17 protein-coding genes are annotated in these 11207 nt (G+C 63.7%); 11 read left to right on the top strand and 6 right to left on the bottom strand.

What is annotated here, in order from left to right; translation table 11 throughout:
- Positions 1 to 17: 17 nt before the first annotated feature.
- From FHS50_RS05885 to FHS50_RS05910, 6 genes are all read left to right on the top strand, one after another.
- Positions 18 to 263, top strand: a complete 246-nt coding sequence (locus tag FHS50_RS05885) for a hypothetical protein (RefSeq protein ID WP_183933414.1) — start codon at positions 18 to 20, stop codon at positions 261 to 263.
- A complete protein-coding gene (locus tag FHS50_RS05890; RefSeq protein ID WP_183933415.1) occupies positions 250 to 450 on the top strand; it encodes a hypothetical protein in 201 nt (66 codons plus the stop codon). Before FHS50_RS05885 ends, FHS50_RS05890 begins: the two co-directional genes overlap by 14 nt.
- Positions 451 to 461: 11 nt before the next feature.
- The gene (locus FHS50_RS05895; protein ID WP_183933416.1) at positions 462 to 746 is read left to right on the top strand and encodes a hypothetical protein; all 285 of its coding nucleotides are present in this window, start codon (positions 462 to 464) and stop codon (positions 744 to 746) included.
- 95 nt (positions 747 to 841) lie between these two features.
- Positions 842 to 1093 carry a hypothetical protein gene (locus tag FHS50_RS05900; RefSeq protein WP_183933417.1) on the top strand — a complete coding sequence of 84 codons (252 nt, stop codon included), beginning with the start codon at positions 842 to 844 and terminating at the stop codon, positions 1091 to 1093.
- Between the two features lie 81 nt (positions 1094 to 1174).
- Positions 1175 to 1825 (top strand): NUDIX hydrolase, encoded by a 651-nt coding sequence (locus FHS50_RS05905; RefSeq protein WP_183933418.1) that lies wholly within the window; start codon positions 1175 to 1177, stop codon positions 1823 to 1825.
- 25 nt (positions 1826 to 1850) lie between these two features.
- Entirely contained in the window at positions 1851 to 2561 is a 711-nt protein-coding gene (locus tag FHS50_RS05910; protein ID WP_183933419.1) for an extensin-like domain-containing protein, read from the top strand.
- Between the two features lie 96 nt (positions 2562 to 2657).
- Here the strand turns inward: FHS50_RS05910 and FHS50_RS05915 are convergent, their stop codons facing one another.
- Positions 2658 to 2918 carry an SWIB/MDM2 domain-containing protein gene (locus FHS50_RS05915; protein WP_183933420.1) on the bottom strand — a complete coding sequence of 87 codons (261 nt, stop codon included), beginning with the start codon at positions 2916 to 2918 and terminating at the stop codon, positions 2658 to 2660.
- Between the two features lie 105 nt (positions 2919 to 3023).
- Complete coding sequence (locus FHS50_RS05920; RefSeq protein WP_183933421.1) at positions 3024 to 3830, bottom strand: LD-carboxypeptidase; 807 nt, start codon at positions 3828 to 3830, stop codon at positions 3024 to 3026.
- 47 nt (positions 3831 to 3877) lie between these two features.
- Between FHS50_RS05920 and FHS50_RS05925 the strand changes: the two genes are divergently transcribed.
- Genes FHS50_RS05925 through FHS50_RS05935 form a run of 3 tightly spaced genes read left to right on the top strand, consistent with a single transcriptional unit; the run spans position 3878 to position 6104 of the window.
- Positions 3878 to 5260 (top strand): UDP-N-acetylmuramate--L-alanine ligase, encoded by a 1383-nt coding sequence (locus tag FHS50_RS05925; RefSeq protein ID WP_183933422.1) that lies wholly within the window; start codon positions 3878 to 3880, stop codon positions 5258 to 5260.
- On the top strand, positions 5260 to 5634 hold the full coding sequence (locus FHS50_RS05930) for a hypothetical protein (RefSeq protein ID WP_183933423.1): 375 nt from the start codon (positions 5260 to 5262) through the stop codon (positions 5632 to 5634). Before FHS50_RS05925 ends, FHS50_RS05930 begins: the two co-directional genes overlap by 1 nt.
- Positions 5625 to 6104, top strand: a complete 480-nt coding sequence (locus FHS50_RS05935) for an HAD family hydrolase (protein ID WP_183933424.1) — start codon at positions 5625 to 5627, stop codon at positions 6102 to 6104. Before FHS50_RS05930 ends, FHS50_RS05935 begins: the two co-directional genes overlap by 10 nt.
- Here the strand turns inward: FHS50_RS05935 and FHS50_RS05940 are convergent.
- Positions 6101 to 6631, bottom strand: coding sequence for a hypothetical protein (locus tag FHS50_RS05940; RefSeq protein WP_183933425.1), 531 nt, complete (start codon positions 6629 to 6631; stop codon positions 6101 to 6103). The genes FHS50_RS05935 and FHS50_RS05940 overlap by 4 nt on opposite strands.
- 244 nt (positions 6632 to 6875) lie before the next feature.
- Positions 6876 to 7073 carry a hypothetical protein gene (locus FHS50_RS05945; RefSeq protein ID WP_183933426.1) on the bottom strand — a complete coding sequence of 66 codons (198 nt, stop codon included), beginning with the start codon at positions 7071 to 7073 and terminating at the stop codon, positions 6876 to 6878.
- Positions 7074 to 7225: 152 nt separating this feature from the next.
- Between FHS50_RS05945 and FHS50_RS05950 the strand changes: the two genes are divergently transcribed.
- Both FHS50_RS05950 and FHS50_RS05955 read left to right on the top strand, forming a co-directional pair.
- On the top strand, positions 7226 to 8452 hold the full coding sequence (locus FHS50_RS05950; RefSeq protein WP_183933427.1) for a sensor histidine kinase: 1227 nt from the start codon (positions 7226 to 7228) through the stop codon (positions 8450 to 8452).
- Positions 8442 to 9194, top strand: a complete 753-nt coding sequence (locus FHS50_RS05955; protein ID WP_322597111.1) for a LytR/AlgR family response regulator transcription factor — start codon at positions 8442 to 8444, stop codon at positions 9192 to 9194. Before FHS50_RS05950 ends, FHS50_RS05955 begins: the two co-directional genes overlap by 11 nt.
- A 15-nt stretch (positions 9195 to 9209) precedes the next feature.
- Here FHS50_RS05955 and FHS50_RS05960 read toward each other — a convergent pair whose 3' ends face one another.
- Together FHS50_RS05960 and FHS50_RS05965 are read right to left on the bottom strand one after the other, a co-directional pair.
- The gene (locus FHS50_RS05960; protein ID WP_183933428.1) at positions 9210 to 9962 is read right to left on the bottom strand and encodes a class I SAM-dependent methyltransferase; all 753 of its coding nucleotides are present in this window, start codon (positions 9960 to 9962) and stop codon (positions 9210 to 9212) included.
- Positions 9963 to 10747: 785 nt separating this feature from the next.
- Complete coding sequence (locus tag FHS50_RS05965) at positions 10748 to 11155, bottom strand: GFA family protein (protein WP_183933429.1); 408 nt, start codon at positions 11153 to 11155, stop codon at positions 10748 to 10750.
- Between the last annotated feature and the right edge of the window lie 52 nt (positions 11156 to 11207).

An 11207-nucleotide genomic window follows, 5' to 3' on the forward strand; every position in this document is an offset into this window, starting at 1 on the left:
ATACGAGAGGGACTGAAATGAAGAAATTTTCGATCGCCATCATGACGGCATCCGCTTTCGCGCTCGCCGCGTGCAACCCGGCCGAGGACGAAGCGGGCGACGTGGTCGCCGAGGAAACCGAAGACCAGGTCGAAATGCTTGAAGATGCTGCCGATAACGCCACGACCGAGCAGGCGGAAGAAGCGTATGAAGACGCCGCCGAGAAGGTCGAGGATCATGGCGAACATCTTGAAGAAGTCGCCGAGGGCGATGCCGCGCAGTAATTGCGGTATGCCCGCGGTCGCCATCGCAGCGCTTGCGCTGCCTCTCGCCGCATGTGGCGAAGTGCCCGGCGACCAGACCATCGAGATTGAAGATGGCTATGACGAGACCATCGACAATCTTGAAACCGTATCACGCGAAGCCGATGAAAAAGCGGCAAGCGAGATGTCCAACAGCTTGAATAACTAGAGGGAAATATCATGAAAAAAGTCAGTTTTGCGATTGTTGGTGCTGCGTCCCTGGCTCTGGCCGCTTGCGGCGGTTCGGGTGACGATGCGCTGGGCGACGAATATGAAGATGCCGGTGAAGCCCAGGCCGACGCCCTCGAAGACATGGCGGACAACGCCACCAGCGAAGCCGAGGAAGAGCGCCTTGAAGCCGCTGCCGACCGTGCCGAAGAGCGCGGCGAAAAGATGGAAGAAGCCATCGATGAAGCCGACGTCAACGCCGATGGCGGCGCGACGGCCGACGTCGAAGGCATGTAACTGCGTACAGGTTGGCCGGGTGCACCTTCGGGTGCGCCCGGCCAATTTCTTTCAATCGAGCGTTTGATCGCGCTCCAGGTCAGAGGGGACCCACGATGAAACGCTTGATGATCAGCTTGCCCGCCAGTTTTGCTCTCGCGCTTGCCGCTTGCGGTGGCGAAGGCGATGATGCGCTCGCCGAGGATGTCGAGGAACGCTATGAAGAGCGTGCCGACCAGCTCGAGGAAATGGCCGATGCTGCGGAAGAACGCGCCGACCAGCTCGAGGAACGTGCCGAGCAGGTGGACGACATGGGTGAAGCCATGGGCGATGCCATCGACGAAGCGGACGTGGTCGTCGAACAATAGACGACCCCATTTGCAAGCAAGAAGGCCGGTCCCGACAAGGTCCGGCCTTTTCTTTTGCCTGCCGCACGCAAATATAGCCCGATGACCCAACGCCCCGTCCGACCTGCCGCCACCTTGATCCTGCTTCGTGAAACCGAGGCCGGGCCGCCCGAGATGCTGATGGTCCGGCGCACGCGGGCAATGGCCTTTGCCGCAGGTGCCTGGGTCTGGCCTGGCGGGCGGGTCGATCCCGAAGATGAGGAAGCCGCCGAGGGCAGTCCGTTCGACGATGCCGCCTTCCGGATCGCCGCGATCCGCGAGACCGAGGAAGAGGTCGGCCTGTCGCTGGGCCGGAACCTGGAAGCGCTCGTTCCCTTTGCCCGCTGGCTACCCAAGTTCAATGTCGAGCGGCGTTTCGACACTTTCTTCTACCTTGCCCGCGCGCCCGAGGGTGCCCGTGTCAAAGGCCTCCAGGACGAGGAAATCTGCGAGGCCTGCTGGACCAGCGCACGTGCGATGCTCGACCGGATCGAGGCAGGCGAAGCCAGCGCGATCTTCCCCACCAAACGCAATCTTGAAAGGATTGCGCAGTTCCGGACGCTTGAAGAGCTGTTCGAGGATGCGGCGCGCCATCCCATCGAACCGATCACGCCCTGGGTCGAGAAGAAAGAGGGCGTCGACCATGTCGTGATCCCCGAAGGCATCGGCTATCCCGTCACTGCCGAACCGCTGACCAGTGCCATCCGCGCCTGAGGCCCGGACGAAGCGATGGGGCTGCTTGCTGGTCCTGCTGCTGGTATCGGGCGTGCTCTATCTGGGCTGGGACCGGTTCAGGGCTTTCGAGGCCGAACATCCCGAATATTTCCCCTGGACGCCGCTTTCACTCGGCGATCCGGTGGGCGCCTTTACCGATGACAAGCTTGCCGCGCTTGCGGACGATGCGCCGCATTGCCGGTCGCTGCTCGCCAAGGCCAGGACCGGCGACCGCCCTGCCCCGCCGCGCCGCCTGTCCGAACCGGCCTGCGGCTATGAGGACGGGATCGAGATCGGATCGGCGGAGGGTACGCGCCTTGCTTATGGGCGATTGGTGACTTCATGCCCGGTCGCGGCGGCACTCGCTTTGTGGGAGCGCGAGACGCTCCAGCCCGCGGCCCAAAAGCATTTCGGCGAACGGGTGGTCGCGATCGACCATTTCGGGAGTTTTTCCTGCCGTCGTCTCTATGGCCGAGACGAGGGCCCCTTTAGCGAACATGCCACCGCCGATGCGGTCGATATCGCGGGGTTCCGGATGGAGAGCGGAGCCACGATCCCTATTGTGCGGGACTGGCCGGGCGACGGCCGCGAAGCGCGCTTCTTGCGCGAGGTGCGCGACGGAGCGTGCGACCTGTTCAGAACCGTGCTTTCGCCCGATTATAACGAGGCTCATGCCGACCATTTCCATTTCGACATGGCCGCGGGGCGGCCGGCGGGATGGTCGATGTGCCGCTAGGGCCTGCGTGCCTGCGCTTCGATTCGCGGCAAAAAAAGGGCCGCAGCCTAGGCCGCGACCCCATTTTCCCATCATCCCTGTGAAGGGACGAACTGCCTAGCTGAGATGCTTCGACAGATGTTTGTTCATTTCGAACATGGTGCAGCGGTCGGTGCCGAACACCTTCTGCAGCTTGTCGTCAGCCAGAATTTCCCGCTTATTCTGCGGATTCTGGAGGTTGTTGGCCTTGATGTGGGCCCACACCTTCGACACGACTTCGCTGCGCGGCAGCGGATTGGGTCCAACGATTGCCGCCAATTCGGGCGACGGGGTCACCGGACGCGCAAGACCACCACCAGCTTTTCTCTTCTCTGCCATTACTACTGGCCCTCCCTGTTAAGTTCGGAGGGAAATAGAGCAGTCCCCGAGGCACTCCGCAAGGGCAATGACGGCCATTCATCGCTTTTTTTCGCCTCTGGGGGATCAGAGAGGGAAAGGAACCACCCGGTTGTCGGCGTCGTGCCCGATCTCGGCACTGCCGCCATCGACGATGCCGGAGCGGCGGCACCAGTCCGAAAAGATGGCCGCGGGCTCGCTTCCGAACGGGCGGTCATTTTCGGGAATGTCGCTCATCCTTCCGCGCCGCAGGCGGGCGACCTTGCGGACCGAGGCCTGCCCCGTGACATGGAACATCGCCCGGTCGATCCGATAGTCATGCTCGGCCACCTCCTCGACCATCAGGTCGACGCCCGTGAAATCGGGTTCGAGCGCGGTACCGAGCAGATGCGAAAGCACGGTGAGGTTGAAGGCCATCGCGGGCTTGCCTTCGCGAAGGCCCGGTTCGAGCGCGGCGGGATGGCGGCGCACCATCCACGCCAGCGCCCGCTCGAGCGCCGCCTCACCGTCATCGCGAACGCCGTCCTGCACCATCGGGCCATGCACGGCCTGGCAACCCGATTTGCACAAGGCGGCGAGCAGGAAACCCGCATCGGAATAGCCCATGTAGAGCTTTTGCCTTGCGGCGGATGGGAGGTCCTCGACCGCCCGCTCGGCGATGCGGTTGGAGCCATAGCCCCCGCGCGCCATCCAGACGGCATGGATGGTTTCGTCGGCCATCACGTCGCGCAGCGCGGCGAGCCTTTGTTCGTCGGGCCCTGCGAAGTGGCCGTCGGACGCGAAACATTGGTCGTGGACGAACAGCTCGGCACCCATCGCCGCAGCCCGCTCGCGCGCCTTGTCAGCGGCAGTCGGATCAATCGGGCAGCTCGGCGCGACGACGGCAATCTTCAAAGGTCCCTCCGTTGTAAGCGCGGTAGCAATCGCATAGGGCAGCAGCGATGACCAACCACTATTTCTTCTGCGGAATCGGCGGCAGCGGCATGTTGCCGCTCGCTGCGATCCTTCGCGCCCGCGGCATGCGGGTTTCGGGCTCGGACCGCTCGCTCGATGCGGGGCGTACCGCGCCCAAGTTCGATTATCTCAGGTCGCTCGGCATCGAGCTCTTTCCCCAGGACGGATCGGGAGTGCGCGAAGGCATGACGATGGTCGCCTCGGCGGCGGTCGAGGACAGCGTTCCCGACATGGTGGCAGCGCGCGAACATGAACTGCCGCGCATGACGCGGCCCGACCTTCTCGCCGAACTTCTGAACGGCGCGGACCGGTCGATCGCGGTCGGGGGTACCTCGGGCAAGTCGACCGTGACGGGCATGATCGCCTGGATGCTGGTCGCCGCCGGACGCCAACCGACGGTGATGAACGGCGCGGTGATGAAGAATTTCGCATCGCCATCGGCGCCGTTTGCCAGTGCGCTGGCAGGCGATCCCGAACTGTTCGTATCCGAGGTCGATGAAAGCGACGGGTCGATCGCTTATTATCGCCCGACCATCGCGCTGGTGAACAACATCAGCCTCGACCACAAGTCGATGGAGGAATTACGCTCATTATTCGGCGGCTTTCTCGACGCCGCCAAGAAGGGTGTGGTCAATCTCGACGACGAGGAAAGCGCGGCTCTTGCGGAAGGGCGCGACAATCTGGTCACCTTCGGCTTCGACGCCGAGGACGCCGATCTCAAGGGCGAAGATCTCAATCTTGGCGACATGGGCACCAACTTCATTGTCTCGGTCGACGGCGAGCGGATTGCCGTCGCCCTGCCGATGCGAGGCAGGCACAATGCATCGAACGCGCTTGCCGCGCTCGCGGCGGTCCATGCGCTGGGGGTGCCGCTTGCCCCTGCGGCGGCGTCGCTAGCCCGGTTTGCGGGCCTCAAGCGGCGGCTCGAACTGATCGGCGAGAGCGGCGGCGTGCAGGTCTATGACGATTTCGGGCACAATCCCGACAAGGTCGCCGCGACCCTCGAGACGATGAAGGATCACCGGCTGCGGATCATGTTCCAGCCGCACGGCTATGGACCGCTTCGCCAGATGGGCGAGGAACTGGCGAGGGTCTTCGCGCGTCACCTCAAAGATGGTGACTGCCTCTACCTTTCGGACCCCGTCTACCAGGGCGGAACGGTGGACCGCAGCCGCGGATCGGGATGGCTGGCCGATGCCATCCGCCAGGCCGGGGGCGATGCCACCCATATCGCCGACCGCGATGTCATCGCCGCGCGCATGGTGCGCGAAGCCGAGCCAGGAGATGTGCTGATGGTGATGGGCGCGCGCGACGACAGTCTCATTGCCTATGCGCAGGGCCTGGTCGCCGAGCTGGAGGCGCGCGGCTGATGGCGCGTCCGGTTGGCTGGATCCTGAAAGAAGATGACCGCGAACGGCTGCTCGCGGCCTTTCCCCCACGCTATTCCAAGGTCATCGCCCATCATGTGACCCATTGGGGCCGGAGCGGCAAACCGACCGCGCCCCCCTCGCCTGCGTCTTTCAAGGTCGTCGGCCATGCCGATGACAAGCGCGGGATCGAGGCCCTGGTGGTGAGCGTCGACGGCGATTGCGACCGGCCCGACGGTTCGATCTACCATGTGACCTGGTCCCTGGATCCCGCATCGGGTTGCAAGCCGGTCGATTCCAACCGGCTGATCAAGGAAGCGGGGTGGACCGAGACGCATATGCCCCACCCCTTCGAGGCGGAGCCGGGATGGCTGTGACGCGGCAATTGTTTCTCGATGTAGATGGCGTGCTGGCCGATTTCGACAAGGGCGTCGAACGGGCCACGGGGCTGTCGCCGCGCGCGCTGGAGAAGCAGCGCGGACTGGGCGGTTTCTGGAAAGCGCTGGCGCGGACCGAGGGCTTCTATGCCGAACTCGACTTGCTTCCGGGCGCCGCCGAGATGGTCGAACGGGTTCGGCATCTCTCGCCGGTGCTCCTGACCGGACTGCCGATGGGAAATTGGGCGGCGCCGCAAAAGGAAGTCTGGGCCGCGCGGCATTTTCCCGACCTCAAGCTCATCACCTGCATGGCGCGGGACAAATGGCGCTTCGGATCGCCGGGCGATGTCCTGGTGGATGACCGGCTGAAAGCGCGCCAGCCCTGGGAAGAAAAAGCGAGCGGGGTGTTCGTTCACCACCGCTCGCCTGATCGGACATTGAAGGAGTTGGAAAGCTACTTTCCGCTTTAGGCCGCGGCCACGTCGACCTTTTCGACCCATTCCGGCCAGAAGACCGGTTCGCGCGTGGACCAGCCCGGCGCGGTCGCGGCGCTTTCGCTGATCGACTGGAGAAGCACGCGGCGCGTGTCGGGGTGGAGGTGCGGAAGTGCTGCCGCCGAACAGAAAGCCGCAGGCAGCCAGGGCCGCACCGCCGCGCCCAGCAGGCGCTCGTAGAGAAAGCGGAACGAGGCGAAGTTCGGCAGGCGGTCCTGCCCGAGATCGAACGCCGCCAGCGTCGTCAGCATCCCGAGGAAGGGTTCGAGCATGTCGAGCCCGCTGTCATCGGGGATCTGCAGGCGCAGATGTTCGAGTTGCTTGTAGAAACGGCCCTGCGCGGTGATCGAAGCGGCTTCGATCTCGTCGCGCGCCCAGGTCGCGATCGGATCGGTCCGGCCGATGCCCACGTCCAGCGAACGGCGGATATAGCGCTGCGTCGCCTTGTCGAAACTCGCAAATTCCTTCATTTCGCTGATCAGCATCGCGCCGCCAGCGTTCATACTCGAGCCGTTATTGTTGCCATTCTCCGACATGCTCTCATCTCCTTTTGCCCGGATGAGATCATAGACCCCCCATGGTTGACCGACGGTTAACCAGGGGCCCCACCCGATTCGAATTGAATCAAAGGCTTGCACCCCATGCAACCGCAAAGGGCGGAGATGCGCCACTTGTCGGCGCCCTGTGGGATTTTGGCAACGATGCGCCGATTTTCGTTGCGTCGGCGCATCGTTTGGCCGTTCGCCCCTATTTCTTGTGCGGGCGGGGCAGATCTTCCTCATGGTCGCTACCCGGCTGGACGACCGAGGGCGGATCGGAAGCATCCATCGATTCATCGCTGCCCAGATCAACCTTCACATTTTCATCCTCGGGGTGGCGTTTGACCTTTTCCTCAAGTTCCTTGCTAGGCTCATCGGCGCTGACGTGGCGGTCGTGATGGCTCATGGGATATTCCTCTCCGGCTACAGGCGATTTTCCCTGTAACGGATGGTGCTGCCACGCTGTTCCGCGCGCCTTATCGACCAGCGGCACGACCCCTTCTACCAATGTGCGCTGCGCTTATGGTGCGAAACGACCCGGAGGAGTAAGGCAGAATCATGCGCCATTCGTCCATCAAGCCCGCCGAGGCCGGTCACCCCTATGGCGGGCTGGGCTTTGCCATCAAGACGATCCTGGTCTTCTGGCTGATCTACCTTGTCACCGTGCTCGTGCGCGCGGGCCTGTCGGGCGATTTTTCGGGCGTCGTGATGAACCGCGCGCCGACGATGCTGAGCGGGATGGTGCTGACTTTCGGCATCTATCTCGTCATCCACTCGGTTCGCGAGGGGAGCGGGACGCGCCGTCGGGCAATCGTCGCGACCATCGCCTCGATCAGCGCGGCGATCCTCCAGGGCATCGCTATCCTGATCGCCGCGCCGCTCAATAGCGACACCAAGGCCGAATATCGGGTTCAGGCGCGCGAAGGCGCGGTAATCGTGCAGAAGGGGCGCGAGATCAAGATCGAGCGCAACAGCGGCGAGCCGCTCGTATTCACCCTGCCCAAGCTCAATGAATTGGGCACCAACGAAAAGGTGCGCTTTGCCGCCGATGCCGCAGTGGTCTGGCTCTTCTTTTTCGCGGCGTGGAGCGCGGTATATATCGCGGGCGTTTCGGCGGGACAGGTCGCGGTATCGCGGCGCAGGCTCGCCGAAGCCGAAGCCGCCGAGCAGGCCGCGCAGGTCCGCGCGCTGCGTTACCAGGTCAATCCGCATTTCCTGTTCAACACGCTCAACAGCCTTTCCTCGCTGATCATGAGCGGGCGCCACGAGCGGGCCGAAAGCATGCTGATGGCACTGTCGACCTTCTTCCGCACTTCGCTGTCGCTCGATCCGGCGGAGAATGTCACGCTGGCCGAGGAAATCGATCTGCAGCGGCTCTATCTCGAAATCGAAAAAGCGCGCTTTCCCGAGCGGCTGACGGTCGAGATCGAAGTGCCTGACGATGTGGCGAAAACGCGCGTACCCGCGCTCATTCTCCAGCCGATCGTCGAGAATGCGATCAAATATGGCGTCTCGACCACCCGCGCCAATGTGACGATCAAGATCCATGCCGAGCGGCTGTTCGACGGCCGCGTCCAGATCGACATCGTCAACAGCATGCCCGAAGGCTGCCAGGTGTCGAGCCGCCCGCGACCGGCGGGCACCGGGACGGGCCTGACCAATGTCTGCCAGCGTCTCGCCGCGCAGTTCGGCAGTGCCGCCGATTGCCGTTTCGGACCCATCGAAGGCGGCTTCAAGGTATCGCTGGCCGTACCCTCCACAGTCGAAGAGGAAGATGATGACTGAACCGCTCAAGGTCCTCATTGCCGATGACGAACCACTGGCTTCCGAACGGCTCGAAATCCTGCTTGGCCGGATGGACGGCGTGAAGCTGGTCGGGGTCGCCGAGGATGGCGACGAGGCCGTTGCCAAGACCGCCGAGCTCGAACCCGATGTACTGCTTCTCGACATCGCCATGCCGGGGCCTGACGGGATCGAGGTGGCGCGCAAACTTTCGCGGCAGGACAATGCCCCCGCGGTCGTCTTCGTCACCGCCTTCGACCAGTTCGCGGTGGCCGCTTTCGAAGTCGCGGCGGTCGATTATCTGATGAAGCCGGTCGAGCAGACCCGCCTCGATACCGCGATCCAGCGCGCCCGCGCCGCGCTGGCCGCGCGCGAGGAAGAAGGCGACAGTGCCAAGCGCGAAAGCGAAAGCGAATATCTCGAAGAATTCTGGGCGTCCGACCTGTCGGGCCTCGTCCGCATCGCGGCCTGCGACATCGAGCGGGTTTCGGCCGAGCGCGACTATATGCGCCTTCATGTCGGCCCCAAGAGCTGGCTCATCCACCATTCGATGACCGCGCTCGAACAGGGGCTCGATCCCAAGATGTTCGTCCGGCTGCACCGATCGGCGCTGGTCCGGCGCGATTTCATCGCGGGGTTCGCTCGCAATTCGTCGGGGCGTTGGGTCGCCCGCCTCGCCGACGGCACCGAACAGCCTGTCGGTCGCATCTATTCGGACAAGGTGCGCGAAATCGCGGCGCGCTGACGCGCCCTAGCCTGCCTATTCGGGTTTGACGTAGAGGTGCATGAAGCGGTCTGTATTGCCGCGCACCTTTTCGTCGAACACGCTCACCGAACGGTCGTCCTCGGGGTTGGCGAGAAGATCGCTCGTTTCCATCAGCCGAAGGCCCGCACGACCGAACAGAGCGGCGACGACATCGGGATCGATACGATGCGTGGCCTCGACTTGCGCGCGGACATCCTCTCCCGCATTGCCGCGATGGTCGATCACCAGCAAGCGCCCGCCGGGAGCGAGGGCATCGGCCAGTTCGACAGCGATGCGGTCGGGGTCCATTTCGGGAATGCCGAACCTTTCGCTCGACCACCAGAAGTCGTGGACGTTGAGATTGACGAGGATGAAGTCATAGGCGTCCTCGCCCAGCGTGATGCCCTCGAAGGGCGTGGAGACGATGCTCACATTGGGCTGGCTGCCGAAAAAGGCGCCTGCCGCCTCGCGTGCGCCGGGCTGGAAGAATTGGGTCGGCTGCCAGATGGTGAGATGGCCCTCTTCACCCACGGCAGGCGCGATGATTTCACCCCAGTAGAGATTGCCGCCGAAGAGATCGAGCACGCGGTCGCCTTTCTCGAGACCTGCCCAGCTCAGCACCTCGACCGGCATCCGCTCCGCGTCGCGCGCTTCATTTTCGTCGATCCGGTCATCGTTGGCGACAGCGGCGGCGATATTTGCAGGTTCCGCCTGGGCAGCACTCGAAACGGCCAGCGACGCGGCCAAGCTCCATGCGATCAGTTTCATGACGGTCCCCTTTCACGCTTGTGGAAGGCCAATTTACCCCAGCCTGGAAGGCGCGCCCAGTGTGTTTCGACGAGGCGGGCCCTTCTGCCCAGCGCCCAAAAGAAATGGGGACCAGCATCGCTGCTGGTCCCCACTGCGCCGAGCCGAGGATCTGCCGGTGTTCGCTTCATCATTGTTCCGAAGAACAACATCTCCACGATCCTTGCGCACCCGCTCAGGCGTCGCTTCCTTCCCGATGTCCTCCCGAAGGAGCCGGTCTTCGCTTCCGACCGCGCCGACATCCCGGAGGATGCCCCGCTTGTCTTCCGCTCCGTCCGGCCCGAACATCCGAAGACATTCGCAGCCATCAGGTTTTCGGCGGCCCTTCTTGGGCTGGTTTCCTTCGCGCCGCCTGCATCCCCGGAGGAACACCGCGTTTCGCGTCAGGAAGATCCAGCTCTTCCGGCGCCTCTGACCGGCTGGTCTTTGGCTGCCCCCACCTCCGCTCCCGGAGGAGCAGTGCGGGTTGAATGGCAACCCAGTCGCCTGCCGGCGGAGATCGGAACTTGCGTTCCCTTCCTTCCCTGGGGAAGGCCGGGCGCTTCGTCCCGATCACAGTTTCAATATGAGGCGGAAATCCCTGCGATACAACGCGAATTTCCAGCAAATTGCCTGTGGAAAACGGGGATATCGTGGATAAGCGGGCCCGTTCGGGAGCATGCCGCCATTTCAGCCGCGCCCCTAGCCCGGGGCCAGCCGATTCGCAACCCGAATCACGCCGGGAATCGATTCGAATCGCGGACGGATCAACTGTCGGGGAAGCGATCGTGAGCGGGAATATGGTCGAGGTTGCGCACCCAATGCACCGCCTCCGCCATCTGCACCCGCGCGACGGGATCGGGAAGTTCGCCCGGATCATCGAAAGTCATCGCCTGCACGTCGATGCGTCCTTCGGAGGATGCGTTCCGATAGAACAGGCCGGTTCCGCAGCGCGGGCAGAATTGCCAGCGCACCCCGGGCGAGGAGCAATGCTCGCCCGGATCGCCCGTGACCGAGAGGCCGCCTTCATCGACGAGGGCCCATGCGACCATCGGCGCGCCCGAATGGCGCTGGCAATCGCGGCAGTGGCAGATCGCCTGGCGCCGCACTGCCGCGGCGTCGAGCCGGTAGCGCACCGCGCCGCAATGGCATCCCCCTTCGAGCATCTTCGTCATGCCGCTTTCTTACGCCTCCCCGCTTGCCCCGCCAAGCGATGTTCCCTACCTG

This window comes from Sphingomicrobium lutaoense (assembly GCF_014195685.1).
GTDB lineage: Bacteria > Pseudomonadota > Alphaproteobacteria > Sphingomonadales > Sphingomonadaceae > Sphingomicrobium > Sphingomicrobium lutaoense.

Coding starts and splice junctions, on each gene's coding strand:
- FHS50_RS05885 (WP_183933414.1), top strand. CDS start 18: ATGAAGAAATTTTCGATCGCCATCATGACGGCATCCGCTTTCGCGCTC.
- FHS50_RS05890 (WP_183933415.1), top strand. CDS start 250: ATGCCGCGCAGTAATTGCGGTATGCCCGCGGTCGCCATCGCAGCGCTT.
- FHS50_RS05895 (WP_183933416.1), top strand. CDS start 462: ATGAAAAAAGTCAGTTTTGCGATTGTTGGTGCTGCGTCCCTGGCTCTG.
- FHS50_RS05900 (WP_183933417.1), top strand. CDS start 842: ATGAAACGCTTGATGATCAGCTTGCCCGCCAGTTTTGCTCTCGCGCTT.
- FHS50_RS05905 (WP_183933418.1), top strand. CDS start 1,175: ATGACCCAACGCCCCGTCCGACCTGCCGCCACCTTGATCCTGCTTCGT.
- FHS50_RS05915 (WP_183933420.1), bottom strand. CDS start 2,918: ATGGCAGAGAAGAGAAAAGCTGGTGGTGGTCTTGCGCGTCCGGTGACC.
- FHS50_RS05925 (WP_183933422.1), top strand. CDS start 3,878: ATGACCAACCACTATTTCTTCTGCGGAATCGGCGGCAGCGGCATGTTG.
- FHS50_RS05930 (WP_183933423.1), top strand. CDS start 5,260: ATGGCGCGTCCGGTTGGCTGGATCCTGAAAGAAGATGACCGCGAACGG.
- FHS50_RS05935 (WP_183933424.1), top strand. CDS start 5,625: ATGGCTGTGACGCGGCAATTGTTTCTCGATGTAGATGGCGTGCTGGCC.
- FHS50_RS05940 (WP_183933425.1), bottom strand. CDS start 6,631: ATGAACGCTGGCGGCGCGATGCTGATCAGCGAAATGAAGGAATTTGCG.
- FHS50_RS05945 (WP_183933426.1), bottom strand. CDS start 7,073: ATGAGCCATCACGACCGCCACGTCAGCGCCGATGAGCCTAGCAAGGAA.
- FHS50_RS05950 (WP_183933427.1), top strand. CDS start 7,226: ATGCGCCATTCGTCCATCAAGCCCGCCGAGGCCGGTCACCCCTATGGC.
- FHS50_RS05955 (WP_322597111.1), top strand. CDS start 8,442: ATGATGACTGAACCGCTCAAGGTCCTCATTGCCGATGACGAACCACTG.
- FHS50_RS05960 (WP_183933428.1), bottom strand. CDS start 9,962: ATGAAACTGATCGCATGGAGCTTGGCCGCGTCGCTGGCCGTTTCGAGT.
- FHS50_RS05965 (WP_183933429.1), bottom strand. CDS start 11,155: ATGACGAAGATGCTCGAAGGGGGATGCCATTGCGGCGCGGTGCGCTAC.